The sequence below is a fragment of the Acidovorax sp. SUPP3434 genome, from assembly GCF_030159015.1.
Taxonomy (GTDB): Bacteria; Pseudomonadota; Gammaproteobacteria; order Burkholderiales; family Burkholderiaceae_C; genus Paracidovorax.
Genome location: NZ_BQXL01000001.1, coordinates 570,979 through 586,889 on the forward strand (window position 1 = coordinate 570,979; position 15,911 = coordinate 586,889).

13 protein-coding genes are annotated in these 15,911 nt (G+C 68.1%); 8 read left to right on the forward strand and 5 right to left on the reverse strand.

Annotated features, from left to right (window positions below; translation table 11 throughout):
- Positions 1 to 37: 37 nt before the first annotated feature.
- Positions 38 to 589, reverse strand: a complete 552-nt coding sequence (locus tag AVKW3434_RS02565; protein WP_284404595.1) for a C40 family peptidase — start codon at positions 587 to 589, stop codon at positions 38 to 40.
- Between the two features lie 259 nt (positions 590 to 848).
- On the opposite strand from AVKW3434_RS02565, the gene AVKW3434_RS02570 reads away from it, so the two are divergent.
- From AVKW3434_RS02570 to AVKW3434_RS02590, 5 genes are all read left to right on the forward strand, one after another.
- The gene (locus AVKW3434_RS02570; RefSeq protein WP_284404103.1) at positions 849 to 1,955 is read left to right on the forward strand and encodes a PQQ-dependent sugar dehydrogenase; all 1,107 of its coding nucleotides are present in this window, start codon (positions 849 to 851) and stop codon (positions 1,953 to 1,955) included.
- A 138-nt stretch (positions 1,956 to 2,093) separates the two neighbouring features.
- Positions 2,094 to 2,696: an isochorismatase family protein gene (locus tag AVKW3434_RS02575; RefSeq protein WP_272569259.1), complete on the forward strand. Its 603-nt coding sequence runs from the start codon at positions 2,094 to 2,096 to the stop codon at positions 2,694 to 2,696.
- A 159-nt stretch (positions 2,697 to 2,855) separates the two neighbouring features.
- Positions 2,856 to 3,311 (forward strand): hypothetical protein, encoded by a 456-nt coding sequence (locus tag AVKW3434_RS02580; RefSeq protein ID WP_284404104.1) that lies wholly within the window; start codon positions 2,856 to 2,858, stop codon positions 3,309 to 3,311.
- 164 nt (positions 3,312 to 3,475) lie between these two features.
- Positions 3,476 to 3,844: a VOC family protein gene (locus tag AVKW3434_RS02585; RefSeq protein ID WP_284404106.1), complete on the forward strand. Its 369-nt coding sequence runs from the start codon at positions 3,476 to 3,478 to the stop codon at positions 3,842 to 3,844.
- A gap of 36 nt (positions 3,845 to 3,880) precedes the next feature.
- Positions 3,881 to 4,288 carry a GFA family protein gene (locus tag AVKW3434_RS02590; RefSeq protein WP_284402811.1) on the forward strand — a complete coding sequence of 136 codons (408 nt, stop codon included), beginning with the start codon at positions 3,881 to 3,883 and terminating at the stop codon, positions 4,286 to 4,288.
- A gap of 16 nt (positions 4,289 to 4,304) precedes the next feature.
- Here AVKW3434_RS02590 and AVKW3434_RS02595 read toward each other — a convergent pair whose 3' ends face one another.
- Positions 4,305 to 5,285, reverse strand: a complete 981-nt coding sequence (locus AVKW3434_RS02595; protein WP_284404108.1) for a GlxA family transcriptional regulator — start codon at positions 5,283 to 5,285, stop codon at positions 4,305 to 4,307.
- Between the two features lie 94 nt (positions 5,286 to 5,379).
- Here AVKW3434_RS02595 and AVKW3434_RS02600 point away from each other — a divergent pair, with 94 nt between their 5' ends.
- Positions 5,380 to 5,838, forward strand: a complete 459-nt coding sequence (locus AVKW3434_RS02600) for a tautomerase family protein (protein WP_284404110.1) — start codon at positions 5,380 to 5,382, stop codon at positions 5,836 to 5,838.
- Between the two features lie 97 nt (positions 5,839 to 5,935).
- On the opposite strand, the gene AVKW3434_RS02605 is transcribed toward AVKW3434_RS02600, so the two are convergent.
- Entirely contained in the window at positions 5,936 to 6,862 is a 927-nt protein-coding gene (locus AVKW3434_RS02605) for a DMT family transporter (RefSeq protein ID WP_502869014.1), read from the reverse strand.
- A 95-nt stretch (positions 6,863 to 6,957) separates the two neighbouring features.
- Between AVKW3434_RS02605 and AVKW3434_RS02610 the strand changes: the two genes are divergently transcribed.
- Positions 6,958 to 7,827 (forward strand): LysR family transcriptional regulator, encoded by an 870-nt coding sequence (locus AVKW3434_RS02610; RefSeq protein ID WP_284404111.1) that lies wholly within the window; start codon positions 6,958 to 6,960, stop codon positions 7,825 to 7,827.
- Between the two features lie 177 nt (positions 7,828 to 8,004).
- On the opposite strand, the gene AVKW3434_RS02615 is transcribed toward AVKW3434_RS02610, so the two are convergent.
- Positions 8,005 to 9,624, reverse strand: coding sequence for a methyl-accepting chemotaxis protein (locus tag AVKW3434_RS02615; RefSeq protein ID WP_284404112.1), 1,620 nt, complete (start codon positions 9,622 to 9,624; stop codon positions 8,005 to 8,007).
- 285 nt (positions 9,625 to 9,909) lie between these two features.
- Here AVKW3434_RS02615 and AVKW3434_RS02620 point away from each other — a divergent pair, with 285 nt between their 5' ends.
- Positions 9,910 to 11,841 (forward strand): propionate--CoA ligase, encoded by a 1,932-nt coding sequence (locus AVKW3434_RS02620; protein WP_284404113.1) that lies wholly within the window; start codon positions 9,910 to 9,912, stop codon positions 11,839 to 11,841.
- A gap of 158 nt (positions 11,842 to 11,999) precedes the next feature.
- Here AVKW3434_RS02620 and AVKW3434_RS02625 read toward each other — a convergent pair whose 3' ends face one another.
- The gene (locus AVKW3434_RS02625; protein WP_284404599.1) at positions 12,000 to 15,848 is read right to left on the reverse strand and encodes an EAL domain-containing protein; all 3,849 of its coding nucleotides are present in this window, start codon (positions 15,846 to 15,848) and stop codon (positions 12,000 to 12,002) included.
- Positions 15,849 to 15,911: the final 63 nt, after the last annotated feature.

Genomic DNA, 15,911 nt, shown 5'->3' on the forward strand with positions numbered 1-15,911 from the left:
TCACCCCATGCGCACGCGGCGCACCCTGCCGAAAAACTCAGTTGGCCGAGCCGTCCTTGCCAGTGTCGTCGGTGCTCACCCGGCGGGCGCCGTTGAAGCGGCGCTGCCAGTAGGACGCGCCCATGTCTTCCACGCGGACTTCCGCGCCGCTGCGGGGCGAGTGGATGAACTTGCCGTCACCCACGTACATGCCGACATGGCTGAAGGCGCGGCGCATGGTGTTGAAAAAGACGAGGTCGCCCGGTTGAAGGTCTTTTTTCTCGATCTTCTCGGTGGCGGCCGCTTGCTGGTCGGCGCGGCGCGGGAGCACGAGGCCAGCCGCCTTGCCGTAGATCGTGCGGATGAAGCCGCTGCAATCAAAACCGGTTTCGACGTCGTTGCCCCCCCGGCGGTAGGGAACTCCGAGGAATCCCATGGCCGTGGCGACGACTTCTCCGGCCTTATCCTGCACGTTGTGCCGGGCTTCCTGCAGCTGCGAGAGCATGGTCTTCTCGCGGACAAGACGGTCCAGATCATCAGAGGGCGCATTGTTGGGGGCGGCGTGGGCGCTGGCGCAGGCCAGCAACAATAGGCAAATCCATCGAGACATGGGGCGCGAGGGTAACACGCGTCTCCGGGCATCTTTTGGCAAAAAATGTCGCAAAGGTTCAGGCTTCATGGCTTTTGACTATGGATCAGCGGGCGTGGCATGCTTTGTCACCGGCGATCCAAGCAAATTGGGGGCCTGCCCCATAGGCACAGTGCATAACGGCGTTACATTCATCCACCAATTCCGTCGCATGAAATTTGATAAATATGTGCGTTTGAATCGTTTTCTGCGCGTTGCGCTGACATCCTGCACAGCCGCCATGGCGCTCGCGCATGGAACGGCGGGGGCCCAGACTGCCACCCCGGTCGCCCCCCAGGCGGCCAAAAACCAGGCCAATGCCGTGACGGTGGCGCAGGACCTGTCCAATCCCTGGGCCGTGGCGTTCCTGCCGGGCGGGCGGTTCCTGGTGACGGAGCGTGTGGGCCGCCTGCGGGTGGTGGAGGCCAATGGCCGCATCAACCCGCCCATACCCGGCCTGCCGCCTGTCGTGTTCGGCGGGCAGGGCGGCCTGCTCGATGTGGTCACCGACGCGGACTTCGAGCGCAACCGACGCATCTTTTTTTGCTACTCCGAGCCCGCGGCGCAGGGCGAGGCCGGCAACAGCACCGCCATGGCGAGCGCAGTGCTGGCCTCTGGCGAAACCGCCTTGAGCGACGTGCGCGTGATCTTCAGCCAACGGCCCAAGGTGCAGAGCTCGCTGCACTTCGGCTGCCGCATCGCGCAGGCCCGGGACGGATCGATCTTTCTGGCCGTGGGCGAGCGCTCCACCCGCAAGGAAGACGCCCAGAAGCTCGACAGCCACCTGGGCAAGATCATCCATGTGCAGCCCGATGGTTCGCCGGGCCCGGGCAACCCGACCGGGGCCGGCGCGCTGCCAGAAATCTGGAGCTGGGGCCACCGCAACCCGCAGGGCGCGACCATCGCCCCGGACGGGCGGCTGTGGGTCCACGAGCACGGCCCGCAGGGGGGCGATGAAATCAACGTGCCCCAGGCCGGCCGCAATTACGGCTGGCCGGTCGTCACCTACGGCGAGAACTATGGCGGCGGCAAGATCGGGGAAGGGCTGACGCACAAGGCGGGCATGGAGCCACCGCTGCACTACTGGGTGCCGTCCATCGCGCCGTCGGGCATGGCCTTTCTGACCAGCGACCGCTATGGCGCCGACTGGCGGGGCAGCCTGTTCATCGGCTCGCTCAAGTTCAGCCGGCTGCATCGGCTGGAGCTGGCGAACGGCAAGGTGGTGCGCGACGAATACCTGCTCGGCGGCCTGGCCGAACGCATCCGCGACGTTCGCCAGGGTCCGGACGGCTGGCTGTATCTGCTGACCGATGGCCCCCAGGGCCGGCTGCTGCGCCTGACGCGCTGACCGATCAGCGGATCGGGCACCCCTTGAGCCGGTCCGCCCCCGTCGTGCTGTCCCAAGGAACCTGTGCCAAGGAACCTGTGCCAAGCACGGCTGCGACAATCCCCGCATCTTTCACCTTTTGCCCAGCGCACCCCGCCCATGCTGCTCGACGCCTCCGAATCCCAACTCGTCCTGGTCGATTACCAGGAACGCCTGATGCCCGCCATCTTCGAAGGCCCGGCCGTGCTGGCCAACGCGCTGCGTCTGGCCCGGGCGGCCCAGTTGATGGAGGTGCCGGTCTGGGGCACTGAGCAAAACCCATCACGCCTGGGGCCCAACGACCCGGCGCTGCGTGCGCTGTGCCGCAAGACCCTGGCCAAGATGCATTTCAGCGCCGCCGAGGAAGGCCTGGGCGAATGGCTGCGCCCCGAACCCAAGCCGCCTGCCGGCAACGCCCGCAGCCTGCCCAAGCACCTGCAGAAACCCCAGCCCACGGCCGAAGAGCCCGGCGCCATCGTCATTGCCGGCTGCGAGGCCCATGTGTGCCTGCTGCAGACCGCGCTGGACCTGCTGGAGGACGAATTCGACGTGTGCGTGGTGACCGACGCCTGCGGCTCGCGCACCGAGCGCAACCGCGACGCCGCCTTCGATCGCCTGGCCGGCGCGGGCGCCGAACTGGTCACGACCGAGATGGTCATCTTCGAATGGGCCCGCACGGCGGAGCACCCGGCCTTCAAGGATTTGCTGGCGCTGGTGAAGTGAGCCTGGGGCAGGGGTGCGTGCCGGAGAGCCCGCCCCTGTGCCATCCCTGGGCAGCGCCCGGTGACCGGGATGGCAGGATCTGATCGCGCCGTTGGCGGCCGCCCCTGCGGTGCGGCTGCCACGGTTTGGAGTTTTACCCTCACAAGGAGTTTTCACCCCATGCACTGGAAGTCCGCCTTCGCTTTGCTCGCCCTGTCTGGTGCGACCCTGCCCGCATTTGCGCAATCCGACCGGCAGGTGGCCGACGACATGGTGACCCGCTCGGCCAATGTCTGCCCCGGCCACAGCACCGAGCGCACCACGCCCACGGTCAAGGCCGTGCCCGTCGGCGCATTGCGGGTCATGCGGAACCGTGGCCTGGTGATGTGCCCGGACCGTCGCCTCGATGCCGACGCACCGGCCGTGTTCTACGGCAGGGTCGGTGTGTTCGCATGGAACCCGGAAGTGGCGGCTGCTTCGGCCGTGATCGTCCAGCAGATCGGCGCCATGACGCGCAAGGACGAGTACCCGGTGGAGACGCTGGTCTGGGATGCCAAGGGCGCCCCCCTGAAACAACGCACCGTGCCGGCCTTCGAACCCAGGCCCGGCGCGGCGGTGCTGTACAAGATCCGTTGAGGCGAGTGTGACCGCTGTGGCGGCCGGGTCCTGTGCCTCGGCGTGAATTGATCTGCCGCAATGCAGATTGACGAGCCAGCCGCTACAACCGCCTTGGGCCGGCTTGGCGGAAACGGGGCCGAAGGGGCCGGCCTCCACCCTCACATCCCCGAACGGGAGTTCTCATGTTCGACCACATCGGTATCCGCGCCAGCGACAGCGAGGCCAGTGCGTCCTTCTTCTTGCGCGCCCTGGCGCCCCTGGGGATCGCCGTCGCCATGAAGGGGCCGCACGGGGCGGGCCTTGGCAAGAACGGCAAACCCTCGCTCTGGATCTACGATGCGGAGGACCGGCCGAGCCCGCTGCACTTGGCGTTCACGGCGGAAAGCCGGCGCCAGGTCGACGCGTTCCATCGTGCGGCCATCGAAGCCGGGGGCCGGGACAATGGCCCTCCCGGACTGCGCCTGAACTACCACCCGCACTATTACGCCGCTTTCGTCATCGCGCCGGATGGCCACAACGTGGAAGCGGTGTGCCATCTGCCGCAGGATTGAAGGCGCAGGCCAACACCACGGCCGAAGGAGCCAACGATGAAGGTTGAAGGAAGTTGCTACTGCGGCGCCATCGAATACGAAGCGCAGGTACAGCCCGGCACCACGACGGTCTGCCACTGCGCGGACTGCCAAGCCCAATCCGGCTCCGCCTTCCGGGCAAACATCGCCGCGCCGGCAGACGGTTTCCGGCTGATCAAGGGGCAGCCCCGCACCTACACCAAGACGGCCGCCAGCGGCAACCAGCGCCTGCTTGCGTTTTGCGAAGTCTGCGGGAGTTCGCTGTATGCCTGTGCGCTCGAGAATCCGCAGTCCTACTCGTTGCGGATCGGCACTTTGAAGCAACGGCAGGAACTGGGCACCCCGCAGCGCCAGATTTGGACACGGCGTCGTCACGATTGGGTGGGCCTGCCAGACAGTGTGGAGTCGTTCGACGGGCAGCCATGAAAGTTGGCGGTGATGGCTAGCGCCAGGTGGCGCCGCTGCGAAAGGCGCTGGGATTGACCCCTGTGGCCTGCCGCACCAAACGCCGAAGTGCGGTCGCGTCGCCGTATCCCACCTCCCCTGCAACTTGCTCGACCGACATGCGGCTGTTCTCGATCAACAGGCGTGCCCGGTTCAAGCGAACCGCCTGAATCAATGCCAACGGGCCCTGCCCAGTCGCCGCGTGGACATGTCGCGACAGGGTGCGATGGGACATGGCGAAAGCATCCGCCAGTTCCCCGATGGTGGGTGGGTTGGGCAACGCAGATTCGATGAATTGAGTCAGCCGCCCGATCAACTCGTTTCCGTTGGCAAGCATGGACGGCACCACGAATCGCGATTGGGCTTGTCGGCCGTCGATCAACAGCACCTTGCCCACGGCGTCCGCCAAGCCAGGGGAGCAGCGCGCCCGAAGCAGGTGGAGCATGAGATCGGAGTGAGCGAATGCAGCGCCTGCGGTGGTCACGAGGCCGTCGCTGACCACCATGCGATCCGCGTCCACCTCGCAGTCGGGCTGAAGCCTGCGAAGCTCCGACGCCAGCCACCATGAAGTCGTGGCGCGCCGTCCCTGCAAAAGGCCAGCCGTCTGCAAAAGGAAAACGCCGGAACACGAAGCTGCAACGGGGCCGCCGCCTTCGACATGCCTTCTCAAGCTCGAAGCGGCCTTGACGCAAGCCTGATTGGAGAAGCGGCTCACCATATCCAAGGGGCTCTCCACGCCAAGCCCCGGCACGATCCAGGTCGAGGCGTCTGCAGATGCGCGCATGGGCATCCGCACCGTTTCGATCACCAGCCCGCCACTGAGCGGCACGGGCCCACCATCTGGCGACACCACGCGCCATCGTGGTTGCGGCAGCTTCAGCCGCGGCGCCAATGCCGCAGTCGCCTGGAGCATGTTCTGAGTGACTGCGACGCTGGTAGCGTAGGCGCCCGGCACTACAAGAATGGTGAAATCCTGCATGGCTGATTTCGCTGGAAAGATGTCTGAATAGACACTCGCAGTTTAGCGGTCGAAAGGATGGAATGGCGGCCTATTCCACTCATTGCGATCTGCCATGCCCAACATACTCGTCCACCTTCCCAAGGGCTCCTACCCAGGGGAGGCCCGCGCTGCACTCGTGCGCGGAATCAACGCTGCCGCAGCACGGGCCGAACAGATTCCAGATCACCCGCACAGGCGCATGCTCTGCTGGGTCCTGATCGACGAAATCGACCCTGGTTCGTGGACCTGCGGCGGCGCCGACTTGACGTCGCAGTTGCTGCCCTGCGTGGCCATAGTCCATGTGCCTGCGGGCGTACTCGATGACGCTTCCCGCGCACTCTATGTGCGCGAACTACACGATGCGTTCAAACATGCGTTGCCACCGGAAGACACACGCCCGCTCGCGAGTTCGGTGGTTCTGCATGAAGTCGCCGATGGCGCTTGGGGCGCCAATGGCGCGGTCTGGACATTGCCGCAGTTCGCAAAGGCTGCCGGGTTCATCCATCTCCAAGGCTTGGTGAATGGCCTCTGACGGGCGTGTCGGCGGAAGTCGGCCCTGAGACATCTCCGCGAGAGGATTCTTGGAGCGGCATGCCGGCGCGCCTTCCGTTCCAATTCGTGTGGCCGGACTATCGGGTCTTGATGACGAAGAGCGCCAGCGCCATCAGGCCGACACCTGCCAGTTGGGTCGGGCTCAGCATCCGGCCGTAGACCACCCAGTCCAGCAACACTGCCGTCAATGGATAGACATACTGCAACACGGCGACCCTGCCCAGAGTCAGGCAGGCCATTCCCGTGAACAAAATGGCATAGGCCAGACCGGTATGCAGCACGCCCAGCCCGGCCAGCCAGGCCCATGCGGCGGCGTCCGAGGGCCAACCATGCGCCCATGGGACCCACAGCAGCACCAGCATCCCCACCGCGCACTGCCACCACGCCAGTGCGAACGGGGTGACGACCTTCTCTGTCTTGGCGATGATCGTCACGCCGGCGTAGCTGAGCGATCCTCCCAGGCACATCAGCAGGCCCGTCAGATAGTCGGACCCGGACGCGCCGGCCACGGAGCCACCGCCCCACAGGCCGGTGGTCAAGACCAGACCGCCCAATGCCACGGCGGTTGCGGCTTTCTGCGCCGCAGTGACATGCTCGCGCAGCACCAGCGCACCGAACACCATGATCCACACCGGTTGAATGTGGAAGACCACCGTCGCGACGGCAATCGACGTGCGCGGTATGGCGGCAAAGAACAGCGCCCAGTTCACGACCATCAGGCAGCCCGTCGCGCAGACGATCCATCCGCTGCGACCGCGCAGGCGAAGCTCTCTCGTTCGGCCGGTTGCCATGCCCCATGCCAGCAACGCCAACGCTCCGAATGCGCAGCGAAACAGCACGGTCACCAAAGGGTGTTGATTCGCCTCTTCGACGAACACGCCGACGGTGCCCAGCAGCACACCCCCGGCGATCATCAGCCATTGGCCCTGCGCTTCCCGCTTGGCGCAAGCGCCGACCTCAATGGGGCGCGATGGTTGCAACGTGGCGGAAGGCTTGTGGTCCATGCCCCGATGCTCATGCCGCGGCGGATTGCCGTAAAGCAAATAGTTCGATAGCCTGATATTCGACAATCGAATTCAACAAGCATCGAAAGCATTCAATGACTTATCCCGATCTGCAAATCGACTGGCTGCGCGCCTTTGTGGCGGTGGTGGATGCGGGATCGCTCTCGGCGGCAGCACCCCTGGTTCACCGCTCCCAGGCGGCCGTGAGCATGCAAATCAAGAAACTGGAGGCCGCCTTGGAACGGCCGGTGCTGCTGCGCGGGCCTCGCCATCTGCAACTGACGCCGGCGGGCGCCGAGCTGCTGGGCTATGCGCGCCGCATGCTGGCCCTTCAGACGGAGGCGCAGACGGCGCTTTTCGGGCCGGACTTGTCCGGGCGCGTGCGGCTCGGCGTTCCCGATGACTATGCATCGACCTACCTGACGCCGGTGTTGCGTAGCTTCGCGGGCCGCTACCTGGGAGTGGAGATCGAGCTGACCTGCGAGCAATCCACTGCGCTCATCCCCAAGGTGGTACGGGGTGAGTTGGACCTGGCGCTCGTGTCCCGCGACAAGCCGCAACGGGGCCGGCTTCTCTTTCAGGAGCCCTTGGTCTGGGCTGGCGCTCCACAGCATGAGGTGTGGCGCAAGACCCCGCTGCCCATTGCCGTCTACGAGGAAGGCAGCATGGCCAGAACCGCGGCGCTGTCCAGCCTCGCGGCCCATCGCCGGGCCCACCGCGTCGTGTACCACAGTTCGAGCCTGGCGGGACAACTGGCTGCGGTGGAAAGCGGCCTTGCCGTCGCGGTCTTTACCCGCTGCAGCGTGCCTGCCCATCTCCAGGTATTGCAGAACCTGCCCGAGGGATTCGAGCTGCCCCCCTTGATTTCCATGGAGGTGGCCGCGCTGCGCAGCAAGGCATCCAGGCACTCGGCGGCAGTGGACGCCATGCAAGAGCAGCTACTGAAAACGCTGGCCAGGCCCTAGGCCCGGCGCCTCGATGGCGTGTGGTTTCGGCAAGGGTGTCGTCATCAGGTCGGCATCGGCACCATGCGCCCCGAGCCGTGGAGAACCGTCACCGCGAGGAGGCCGACATTCCCTTGCCATGCGCTCCATCGCCGGCCGAGCGATTCGTGCGCCGATTGAAACGGCCCCCGCGATCCCTCATCGAAGCCGCGGCATGCCAGCCCCCGAGGGCGAACCAAGCGCCCCGCGCGCCACGCCCGCGCTGCCCATCGCATTGAGCCGGAACCGCGCCACCGTCGCCGCCAGGCGGCTGGCCTGGTCGTTCAGGCTTTCCGCGGCGGCTGCGGATTCCTCCACCAGGGCCGCGTTCTGCTGGGTCATCTGGTCGAGCTGGTTGACGGCGGTGTTCACCTGGCGGATGCCGTCCGACTGCTCGGAGGTAGCGGCGGTGATCTCTCCGATGATGTCGCTCACGCGCTGCACGCTGTTCACGATCTCTTCCATGGTCGTGCCAGCGTCCTGCACCAGGCGGGAGCCGGCCGCCACCTTCTCGACCGAGTTGCCGATGAGGGCCTTGATCTCCTTGGCCGCGTCGGCCGAGCGGCCGGCCAGGCTGCGCACCTCGCTGGCCACCACCGCGAAGCCGCGGCCCTGCTCGCCGGCCCGTGCGGCCTCGACGGCGGCATTCAGCGCCAGGATGTTGGTCTGGAAGGCGATGCCGTCGATCACGCCGATGATGTCGCTGATCTTGCGCGAGCTCTGGTTGATCTCGTCCATGGTGGACACCACCTGGGTCACCACCTGCCCGCCGCGCGCGGCCACTTCGGCAGCCGAGCTGGCGAGCTTGTTGGCAGTGGCGGCGGAGTCGGCCGACTGGCGGACGGTGGCGGTCAGCTCTTCCATGGAACTGGCGGTTTCCTGCAGGTTGCTCGCGGTCTGTTCGGTGCGCTGGCTCAGATCGGCGTTGCCGGTGGCGATCTCGCGCGTTGCGGTGGCGATGGAGTCGGCGACATTGCGCACCTCCATCAGAGAGCCTTCGAGCGCACCGCGCATGGAGGCCAGGGCGCGCAGCAGCATGCCGGTTTCGTCGGTGGCGTGGCGGCCGTGGTCCTGGCCGGTGAGGTCCATGGCCGCGATCTGCTCGGCCACCTGGCGCGCTTCGGCCAGCGGCCGCGTGATGCTGACCGTCAGGCGCCAGGCCAGCAACGCCGCCAGCAGCAGCGAGCCCACGCACAAGGCCGTCAGCAAGCCGGTAGCGGCCTGGCTGGCCGCGCGGATGCGTTCGCCCGCCGCGTCCAGCTCGCTGCGCTGCAGGTCGGCCATCCTGGCCATGGTCTTTTGCAGGTTGACGGACGCTGGCTCGTAGCGTTCGGAGAACGCCCGGGCCGTGGCCTCGGCATTGCCTTCCTTCTTGAGGCGCGACACCTCGTCGCGGGTGGAAAGGTACGCCTTGCGGTTCTCTCCGATCTGCGCGAACAGTGCCCTCTCGGCGTCGCTGTCCAGCATCTTTTCGATCTGCTGCTGCAGCGCCGATGACTGCTTGCTCGACTCGGCCGCGGTGGCGGCGAAGAAGTCCGCCAGCGAGGGATCGCTGCTCTTGGCGATGGCGGCCACGCGCTGCGCGCCGTTGGTGATGTTGCGATACCAGTCGCTGGCGGCCCGCTCCTTCGCCAGCGACGTGTTGAGCATGGTGTTCATCTCTTGCGTGACGGCCCGGAGCTGGACGATGCCGTACAGGCAACTGACCAGGAACAGCACCAGGATGGTGCCGAGCACGAGTGCCAGGCGGCGGCCGATGGTGAAACGGGTGGGTGTCATGAAGGTGCCTTCCAGGACGCTGAGCCAGAGGAAATGGGAAATGGGGCCTCGGGTGACTGGGGTGGATGCCCTTGCCCGATGTTTCAAAGTGTAGGTGGGCCATGCGCCAAGGTGGGGAGGGCAAACGAGAGCATGGCGCCTCGCATGGCGGAATTCGCTCCATTGCGACAGTGGGCGGGGCGCGTGGTGGTCAGGGGGGCGGCCACAGCGACGTCAGGGCGGCGTCGGGATCCGTGGGCAGAATGGCGCGGTCCTGGCAAAAGAACGATCCCAAGGAGACAAGCCATGCCCCGTTACGCCGACTTCCACCGCCGGTCCCTCGACGACCGCGACGCCTTCTGGGCCGAGCAGGCCCGCCTGATCGACTGGCACACCCCGCCGCAGCAAATCTGCGACGACAGCGATCCGCCGTTCGCGCGGTGGTTCGTGGGGGGCACCACCAACCTGTGCCACAACGCGGTGGACCGCCACCTGGCCCACCGGGCCGGCCAGCCGGCGCTGATCGCCGTCTCCACCGAGACGAACACCGAGCGCACCTATTCCTTTGCCGAACTGCATGCCGAGGTGCAGCGCATGGCGGCCGCGCTGCGGTCGCTGGGCGTGGGGCAGGGCGACCGCGTGCTGATCTACATGCCGATGGTGGCCGAGGCGGTGTTTGCCATGCTGGCCTGCGTGCGCATCGGCGCGCTGCACTCCGTGGTGTTCGGCGGTTTCGCGGCCGCGTCGCTCGCCACGCGCATCGACGATGCCGAGCCCGTGGCCATCGTGAGCGCCGACGCGGGATCGCGTGGCGGCAAGGTGGTGCCCTACAAGCCGCTGCTGGACGAGGCCATCGCCCAGTCGCGCCACCAGCCCGCCGCCGTGCTGCTGATCGACCGCGGCCTGGCGCCCATGGCCCGCCAGGCCGGCCGCGACCACGACTGGGCGGCGCTGCGCGAGCAGCACCTGCATGCCGAGGTGCCCTGCGAATGGGTGGACGCCACGCACCCCAGCTACACGCTGTACACCAGCGGCACCACCGGCCGGCCGAAGGGCGTGCAGCGCGACACGGGCGGCTATGCGGTGGCGCTGGCGGCCAGCATGCGGCACATCTTCGGCGTGGGCGCTGCAGAGGGCGGGGCAGCGGCCGAAGGCGCCGCTGCGAACCCGGGCGTGTTCTTCGCCACCAGCGACATCGGCTGGGTGGTGGGCCACAGCTACATCGTCTATGGCCCGCTGATCGCCGGCATGGCCACGCTGGTGTACGAAGGCCTGCCCACCCGGCCCGATGCGGGGGTGTGGTGGGGCCTGGTGGAAAAGTACCGCGTCACGCACATGTTCTCGGCGCCGACGGCAGTGCGGGTGCTCAAGAAGCAGGACCCGGCCTTTCTGCGCCGGCACGACGTGTCCAGCCTGCAGGGCCTGTGGCTGGCGGGCGAGCCGCTGGACGCGCCCACGGCCGATTGGATCGCCCAGGCGCTGGGCGTGCCCGTGATCGACAACTACTGGCAGACCGAAACCGGCTGGCCCATCCTCACCCTGGCCCGCGGCGTGGAGCCGCAGGCGGCGCGCCTGGGCAGCCCGGGCCGGGCGATGTACGGCTACGACGTGAAGCTGATCGACGAGGCCACGGGCGAGGAGCTCACCGGGCCCGACCAGAAGGGCGTGCTGGCCATCGAAGGGCCGCTGCCCCCGGGCTGCCTGCAGACCGTGTGGCGCGACGACGAGCGCTTCGTGCAGACCTATTGGAAAAGCCTGCCCGGCCCCATGCGCTACAGCACCTTCGACTGGGGCATCCGCGACGCCGATGGCTACTACTTCATCCTGGGGCGCACCGACGACGTGATCAACGTGGCCGGCCACCGCCTGGGCACGCGCGAGATCGAGGAGAGCATCGCCGGCCACCCGCAGATCGCCGAGGTGGCGGTGGTGGGCGTGGCCGATGCGCTCAAGGGCCAGGTAGCCATGGCGTTCGCCGTGGTGCGCGATGCGGCGGTGCTTACCGATGAGGCGGCGCGCCTGCGGCTGGAGGGCGAGGTGATGCAGCAGGTGGCCCAGCGCCTGGGCGCCGTGGCGCGGCCGGCGCGGGTGCACTTCGTGGCGGCACTGCCCAAGACGCGCAGCGGCAAGCTGCTGCGCCGCGCCCTGCAGGCCGTGGCCGAGCGGCGCGACCCGGGCGACCTGACCACGATGGAAGACCCGGCGGCGCTGCAGCAGGTGAAGGAACTGGTGGGCTGACAGCCCGCACGCCGATGGCCGCTCAGGCGGCCAGGCCCCGATGATCGCGGTTTGCTACTGTTTTTGTAGCGCTATGCCCTAGTATTGATTGTGCTGGAGGCCGTTTTGACTCCAATGCGTTGCCGCTGACGTGTGTTGGCGCCGGTGCGCGCCCGCCGCTACAGGCCCCGCGGTTGCCAGCCCTCGGGCGCATGCCATTGCGCCAGCCACTGCGGCAGGTCATCCGCAGGCATGGGCCGGGCGATGCAGTAGCCCTGTGCCAGCGCGCATCCCATCTGCTGCAGCATCTGCCCTTGCTCCACGGTTTCCACGCCCTCGGCGACGATGGAGTAGCCGAACGACCGCGCCAGGCCGATCACGCCCTGCACGATGGCCAAGTCGCCCGAGTCGGTCATCATCCCGTGCACGAAGCTCTGGTCGAGCTTGAGCGTGTCCATGGGCAAGCGGCGCAGGTAGGTGAGCGACGAATACCCCGTGCCGAAGTCGTCCAGCGACACCGTCACCCCCAGGTCGCGCAACTGCTGCAGCTGCAGCGCGACGTGGCCGATGTCGTAGAGCGCCGCGCTTTCGGTGATCTCCATGTCCAGCAGGCTCGCGGGCACGTCGGGCCGCTGCGCCAGGCGCCCGGCCAGCCAGTCGGCAAAGCCTTCGCGCTGCAGGTGCTGGGCCGAGATGTTGACGCTCACCGGCAGCCGCAGGCCGGCGCGCAGCAGGGCGGCGATGCAGTCCAGCGCCGTGTCCACCACCCATTCGCCGAAGACCGTCTCCAGGTCGGTGCCGTCCATCAGGTGCAGGAAGGCGCCGGGCGACAGGGTGCCGCGTTGCGGGTGATGCCAGCGCGCCAGCGCCTCGGCGCCCACCACCGTGCCCTGGCGCATGTCCACCTTGGGCTGCAGGAAGAGGGCGAATTCGCCCGCCGCGATGGCATCGCGCACCTTCTCGCCCTGTTCGCGGTGGCTCTTCAGCGCGCGCTCCTGCGCGGCGTCGAAGGCGTGGAAGCGGTTGCGCCCGGACTGCTTGGCCGCGTACATGGCCTGGTCGGCATGGCGCAGCAGGGCATCGGCGTCCGCGTCGTCGTCGGGATAGATGGTGTAGCCCACGCTGGCCGTCACCGTCACCGCCACCCGCTCGGTGCCCAGCGTGTAGGGCGCGGCCACGCTTTCCATCACCCGGCGCAGCAGGCGCTCGCCGTCGGCGCGGGTCGCGAGGTCGGGCAGCAGGATGACGAATTCGTCGCCGCCCAGCCGCGCCACGCAGTCCACGGGGCGCAGCGCCCGCGTGAGTCGGCCGGCCACGATCACCAGCAGGCGGTCGCCCGCGTCGTGGCCGAGCCGGTCGTTCACGGGCTTGAAGCCGTCCAGGTCGAGGTAGGCCACGCCCAGCAGCCGGCCCCGCTCGCGCGCCCGCGCCATGACCTGCTGCAGCCGCGTGGCCAGCAGCACCCGGTTGGGCAGGCCGGTGAGCGCATCGAAATGGGCGAGCTTTTGCAGCAGCTCTTCCTGCACGCGCTGGCTGCTCACATCGATGCCCACGCCCAGCATGCGCTGCGGGCGGCCGGCCTCGTCGTAGTCCACGATCTTGCCCAGGTTGCGCACCCAGCGGCCGGGCCCCTGGGGCAGGGCGATCTGCCAGGTGGCGTCGAACGGCGTGGCGGGATGGGCGGTGTGGCGCGCCAGTTCGGTGGTCACCGCCTCGATGTCGTCGGGTGCCATGCCCGCCGTCCAGTGCACGGGCGGGGGGTCTCCGGCGGCAGGCGGCAGGCCCTGAAGGTCGCGCCAGCGGCGGTCGCCGGTGAGCGTGCCGGTCTGCAGGTTCCAGTCCCACAGGCCGATGGAGGCGGCCGAAATGGTGAGCGACAGCAGCGCCTCGCGTTCGCGCACCTGGTCTTCCATGCGCTTGCGCTCGGTGATGTCGTGCCCCGAGAACAGCCAGGCCTGCACGCCGTCGATCTCGGTGGCGTGCATGGACTGCAGCACCGTGCGCAAGCCGTCGTGGCGCGTGCGCATCGTGATTTCCAGGCCGTTGACGGCGGTGCGGTCCTGAACGGATTCCACCAGCGCCGCACGCACCTGCGGGGTAATGATGCCCAGCTCGACGGCGGTGCGGCCGATGGCCTCGTCCCGGGGAATGCCCAGCAGGGCCTCCCAGGCGGGGTTGACGTCGATGTAGGCGCCGTCCTCGCGGCGCGACAGGCCCATGGGGTAGGGCATGAGTCGGAACACGCGGGCGAAGCGGTCCTCCGACTGGCTCAGCCGCTCGCTGGCGCGCCGGGATTCGTCGATGTCCTGGATCACGCCCCGCACGCGGGTGACGTGTCCGTTTTCCAGCACCGGCTCGGCGCTGGCGGTCACCCAGATGTGCCGGCCGTCGTCAGCCCGCTGGATCTGCACCTGCATGCTCCATTCGGCCTGATCCACGACGCATTGCCGAAAGCGCTCGCGCAGTGCCTCGCGGAACTGCGGCACCACGAACCGCTCCAGGTAGTCGGTGCGCGGCAGCGGCGCGTCGGGCGGCAGGCCGTGGATGGCGTACGAGACATCGGACCAGTACACCAGCCCATCCCCGACGATGTGCTCCCACGCGCCCATGCGGGCCATGCGGCCGGCCTGCTGCAGCAGGCGGTTGGCGTCCATCAACTGAGCGCGGCTGCGCTCCTCGGCCGTCATGTCGTGGAACACGAAGACGATGCATTCCTGGCCCGAAACCGTCACGGGCCGCACCGACATCAGCCCGGGAATGGGGCGGTTGCCCCGCTGCGCCACCATCGGCATGCGGTCCACGTAACCGTCGCGGCGGTGCAGCGCCACCATCTGCGCGCGCTGCTCGGGATGGGCCCAGATGTCGAGCTCGATCGAGGTGCGGCCCACGGCCTGTTCGCGGGTGTAGCCCAGCAGCTCGGTGAAGGCCTCGTTCACGTCCAGGTAGCAACCGTCGGACAGGCGCGTCACCCCGGCGGGGTCGGGCAGCATCTGGTAGATGGTGGTGTACTTGACCTCCGACAGCCGCAGCGCCTCCTGCATCTCGTGCAGCGAGGTCACATCGAGGTCCATGCCCACCAGTCGCAACGGCCGGCCGTGTACGTCGCGCTCGGCCACCTGGCCCCGGGCGATCACCCAGCGCCAGCGGCCATGGATGTCCTGCATGCGGAATTCGGCATTGAAGCTGTCTTCGTGCCCCTCCATGGTGCGCTGCAGATAGGTGGCCAGGCGGGCGGCGTCGTCCGGGTGGCGGCGCTCGTTCCAGCGCTGCCAGTCGCTCGCGTCCCGGGCCGCTGTGCCAGCGCCACGGCGGGCGTCGCGGTCTTCCAGCCCGAAGGCCTGGTAGAAGCTGCCGCGGTAGGAAAACCGGCGCTGAGGCACATCCCACTCCCAGCGGCCGCCCCCGGTGGCATCCAGGGCCATGAGTAGTTCCTGCTCCTGCTGGCGCAGCGTCTGCAGGGCCCGGGCCCGGCTGCACAGCAGCTGCGTGCCACCGCCCAGGATCAAAAAGCCCATGCCATACCGCCAGGGCAGTTGCTGCAGCCAGGGCATCAGGTCGCCCTCCGGCAGGACGCCCGCCAGTCCTTCGCGCCAGAACAGCATGCACGGCGGCAGGCAGGCGGCGACGGCGACGATCACCACCCACAGGTTCAGGCCCGTGGCCTGCCGCACCCCGCGCCACAGCAGGCCGATGGCGAAAACCGAGCCGATCGCGCCCAGCCCGGCAGGCAGCGGCCCGGCCGACAGGCCCCAGAAGCCGGCGGCCGTCACCCCAGCCGCCAGCGCCCCGGCCAGCGGGCCGAACATCACCGTGCACACGGCCGTCACCGTGGGGTGGGGCAACTCGGCATACAGGGGGTCGAACGCCCGGGTGAACACCATGATCAGCACCGAGGCCAGCCCCCCGGCCAGCCCGGCCTGCACCCTAGTGCGCCGCGACGGCTGCAGCAGTTCGGCGCCGGGCAACAGCGCCAGCACCGCGATCAGCATAAGGTGCAGTCCGCCGAGGAAGAAGATTTCATAGCCCATCGTGCGGCGCCGAAGGGAGAACACCTTGGCGGCCCATGGCACGGACCCGAACAGGACAATCCA

Bases quoted from the DNA above. Each gene is read 5' to 3' on its own strand.
- AVKW3434_RS02605 (WP_502869014.1), bottom strand. From the start codon at position 6,862: ATGGACCACAAGCCTTCCGCCACGTTGCAACCATCGCGCCCCATTGAG.
- AVKW3434_RS02580 (WP_284404104.1), top strand. From the start codon at position 2,856: ATGCACTGGAAGTCCGCCTTCGCTTTGCTCGCCCTGTCTGGTGCGACC.
- AVKW3434_RS02565 (WP_284404595.1), bottom strand. From the start codon at position 589: ATGTCTCGATGGATTTGCCTATTGTTGCTGGCCTGCGCCAGCGCCCAC.
- AVKW3434_RS02600 (WP_284404110.1), top strand. From the start codon at position 5,380: ATGCCCAACATACTCGTCCACCTTCCCAAGGGCTCCTACCCAGGGGAG.
- AVKW3434_RS02620 (WP_284404113.1), top strand. From the start codon at position 9,910: ATGCCCCGTTACGCCGACTTCCACCGCCGGTCCCTCGACGACCGCGAC.
- AVKW3434_RS02595 (WP_284404108.1), bottom strand. From the start codon at position 5,285: ATGCAGGATTTCACCATTCTTGTAGTGCCGGGCGCCTACGCTACCAGC.
- AVKW3434_RS02585 (WP_284404106.1), top strand. From the start codon at position 3,476: ATGTTCGACCACATCGGTATCCGCGCCAGCGACAGCGAGGCCAGTGCG.
- AVKW3434_RS02615 (WP_284404112.1), bottom strand. From the start codon at position 9,624: ATGACACCCACCCGTTTCACCATCGGCCGCCGCCTGGCACTCGTGCTC.
- AVKW3434_RS02575 (WP_272569259.1), top strand. From the start codon at position 2,094: ATGCTGCTCGACGCCTCCGAATCCCAACTCGTCCTGGTCGATTACCAG.
- AVKW3434_RS02610 (WP_284404111.1), top strand. From the start codon at position 6,958: ATGACTTATCCCGATCTGCAAATCGACTGGCTGCGCGCCTTTGTGGCG.
- AVKW3434_RS02625 (WP_284404599.1), bottom strand. From the start codon at position 15,848: ATGGGCTATGAAATCTTCTTCCTCGGCGGACTGCACCTTATGCTGATC.
- AVKW3434_RS02570 (WP_284404103.1), top strand. From the start codon at position 849: ATGGCGCTCGCGCATGGAACGGCGGGGGCCCAGACTGCCACCCCGGTC.
- AVKW3434_RS02590 (WP_284402811.1), top strand. From the start codon at position 3,881: ATGAAGGTTGAAGGAAGTTGCTACTGCGGCGCCATCGAATACGAAGCG.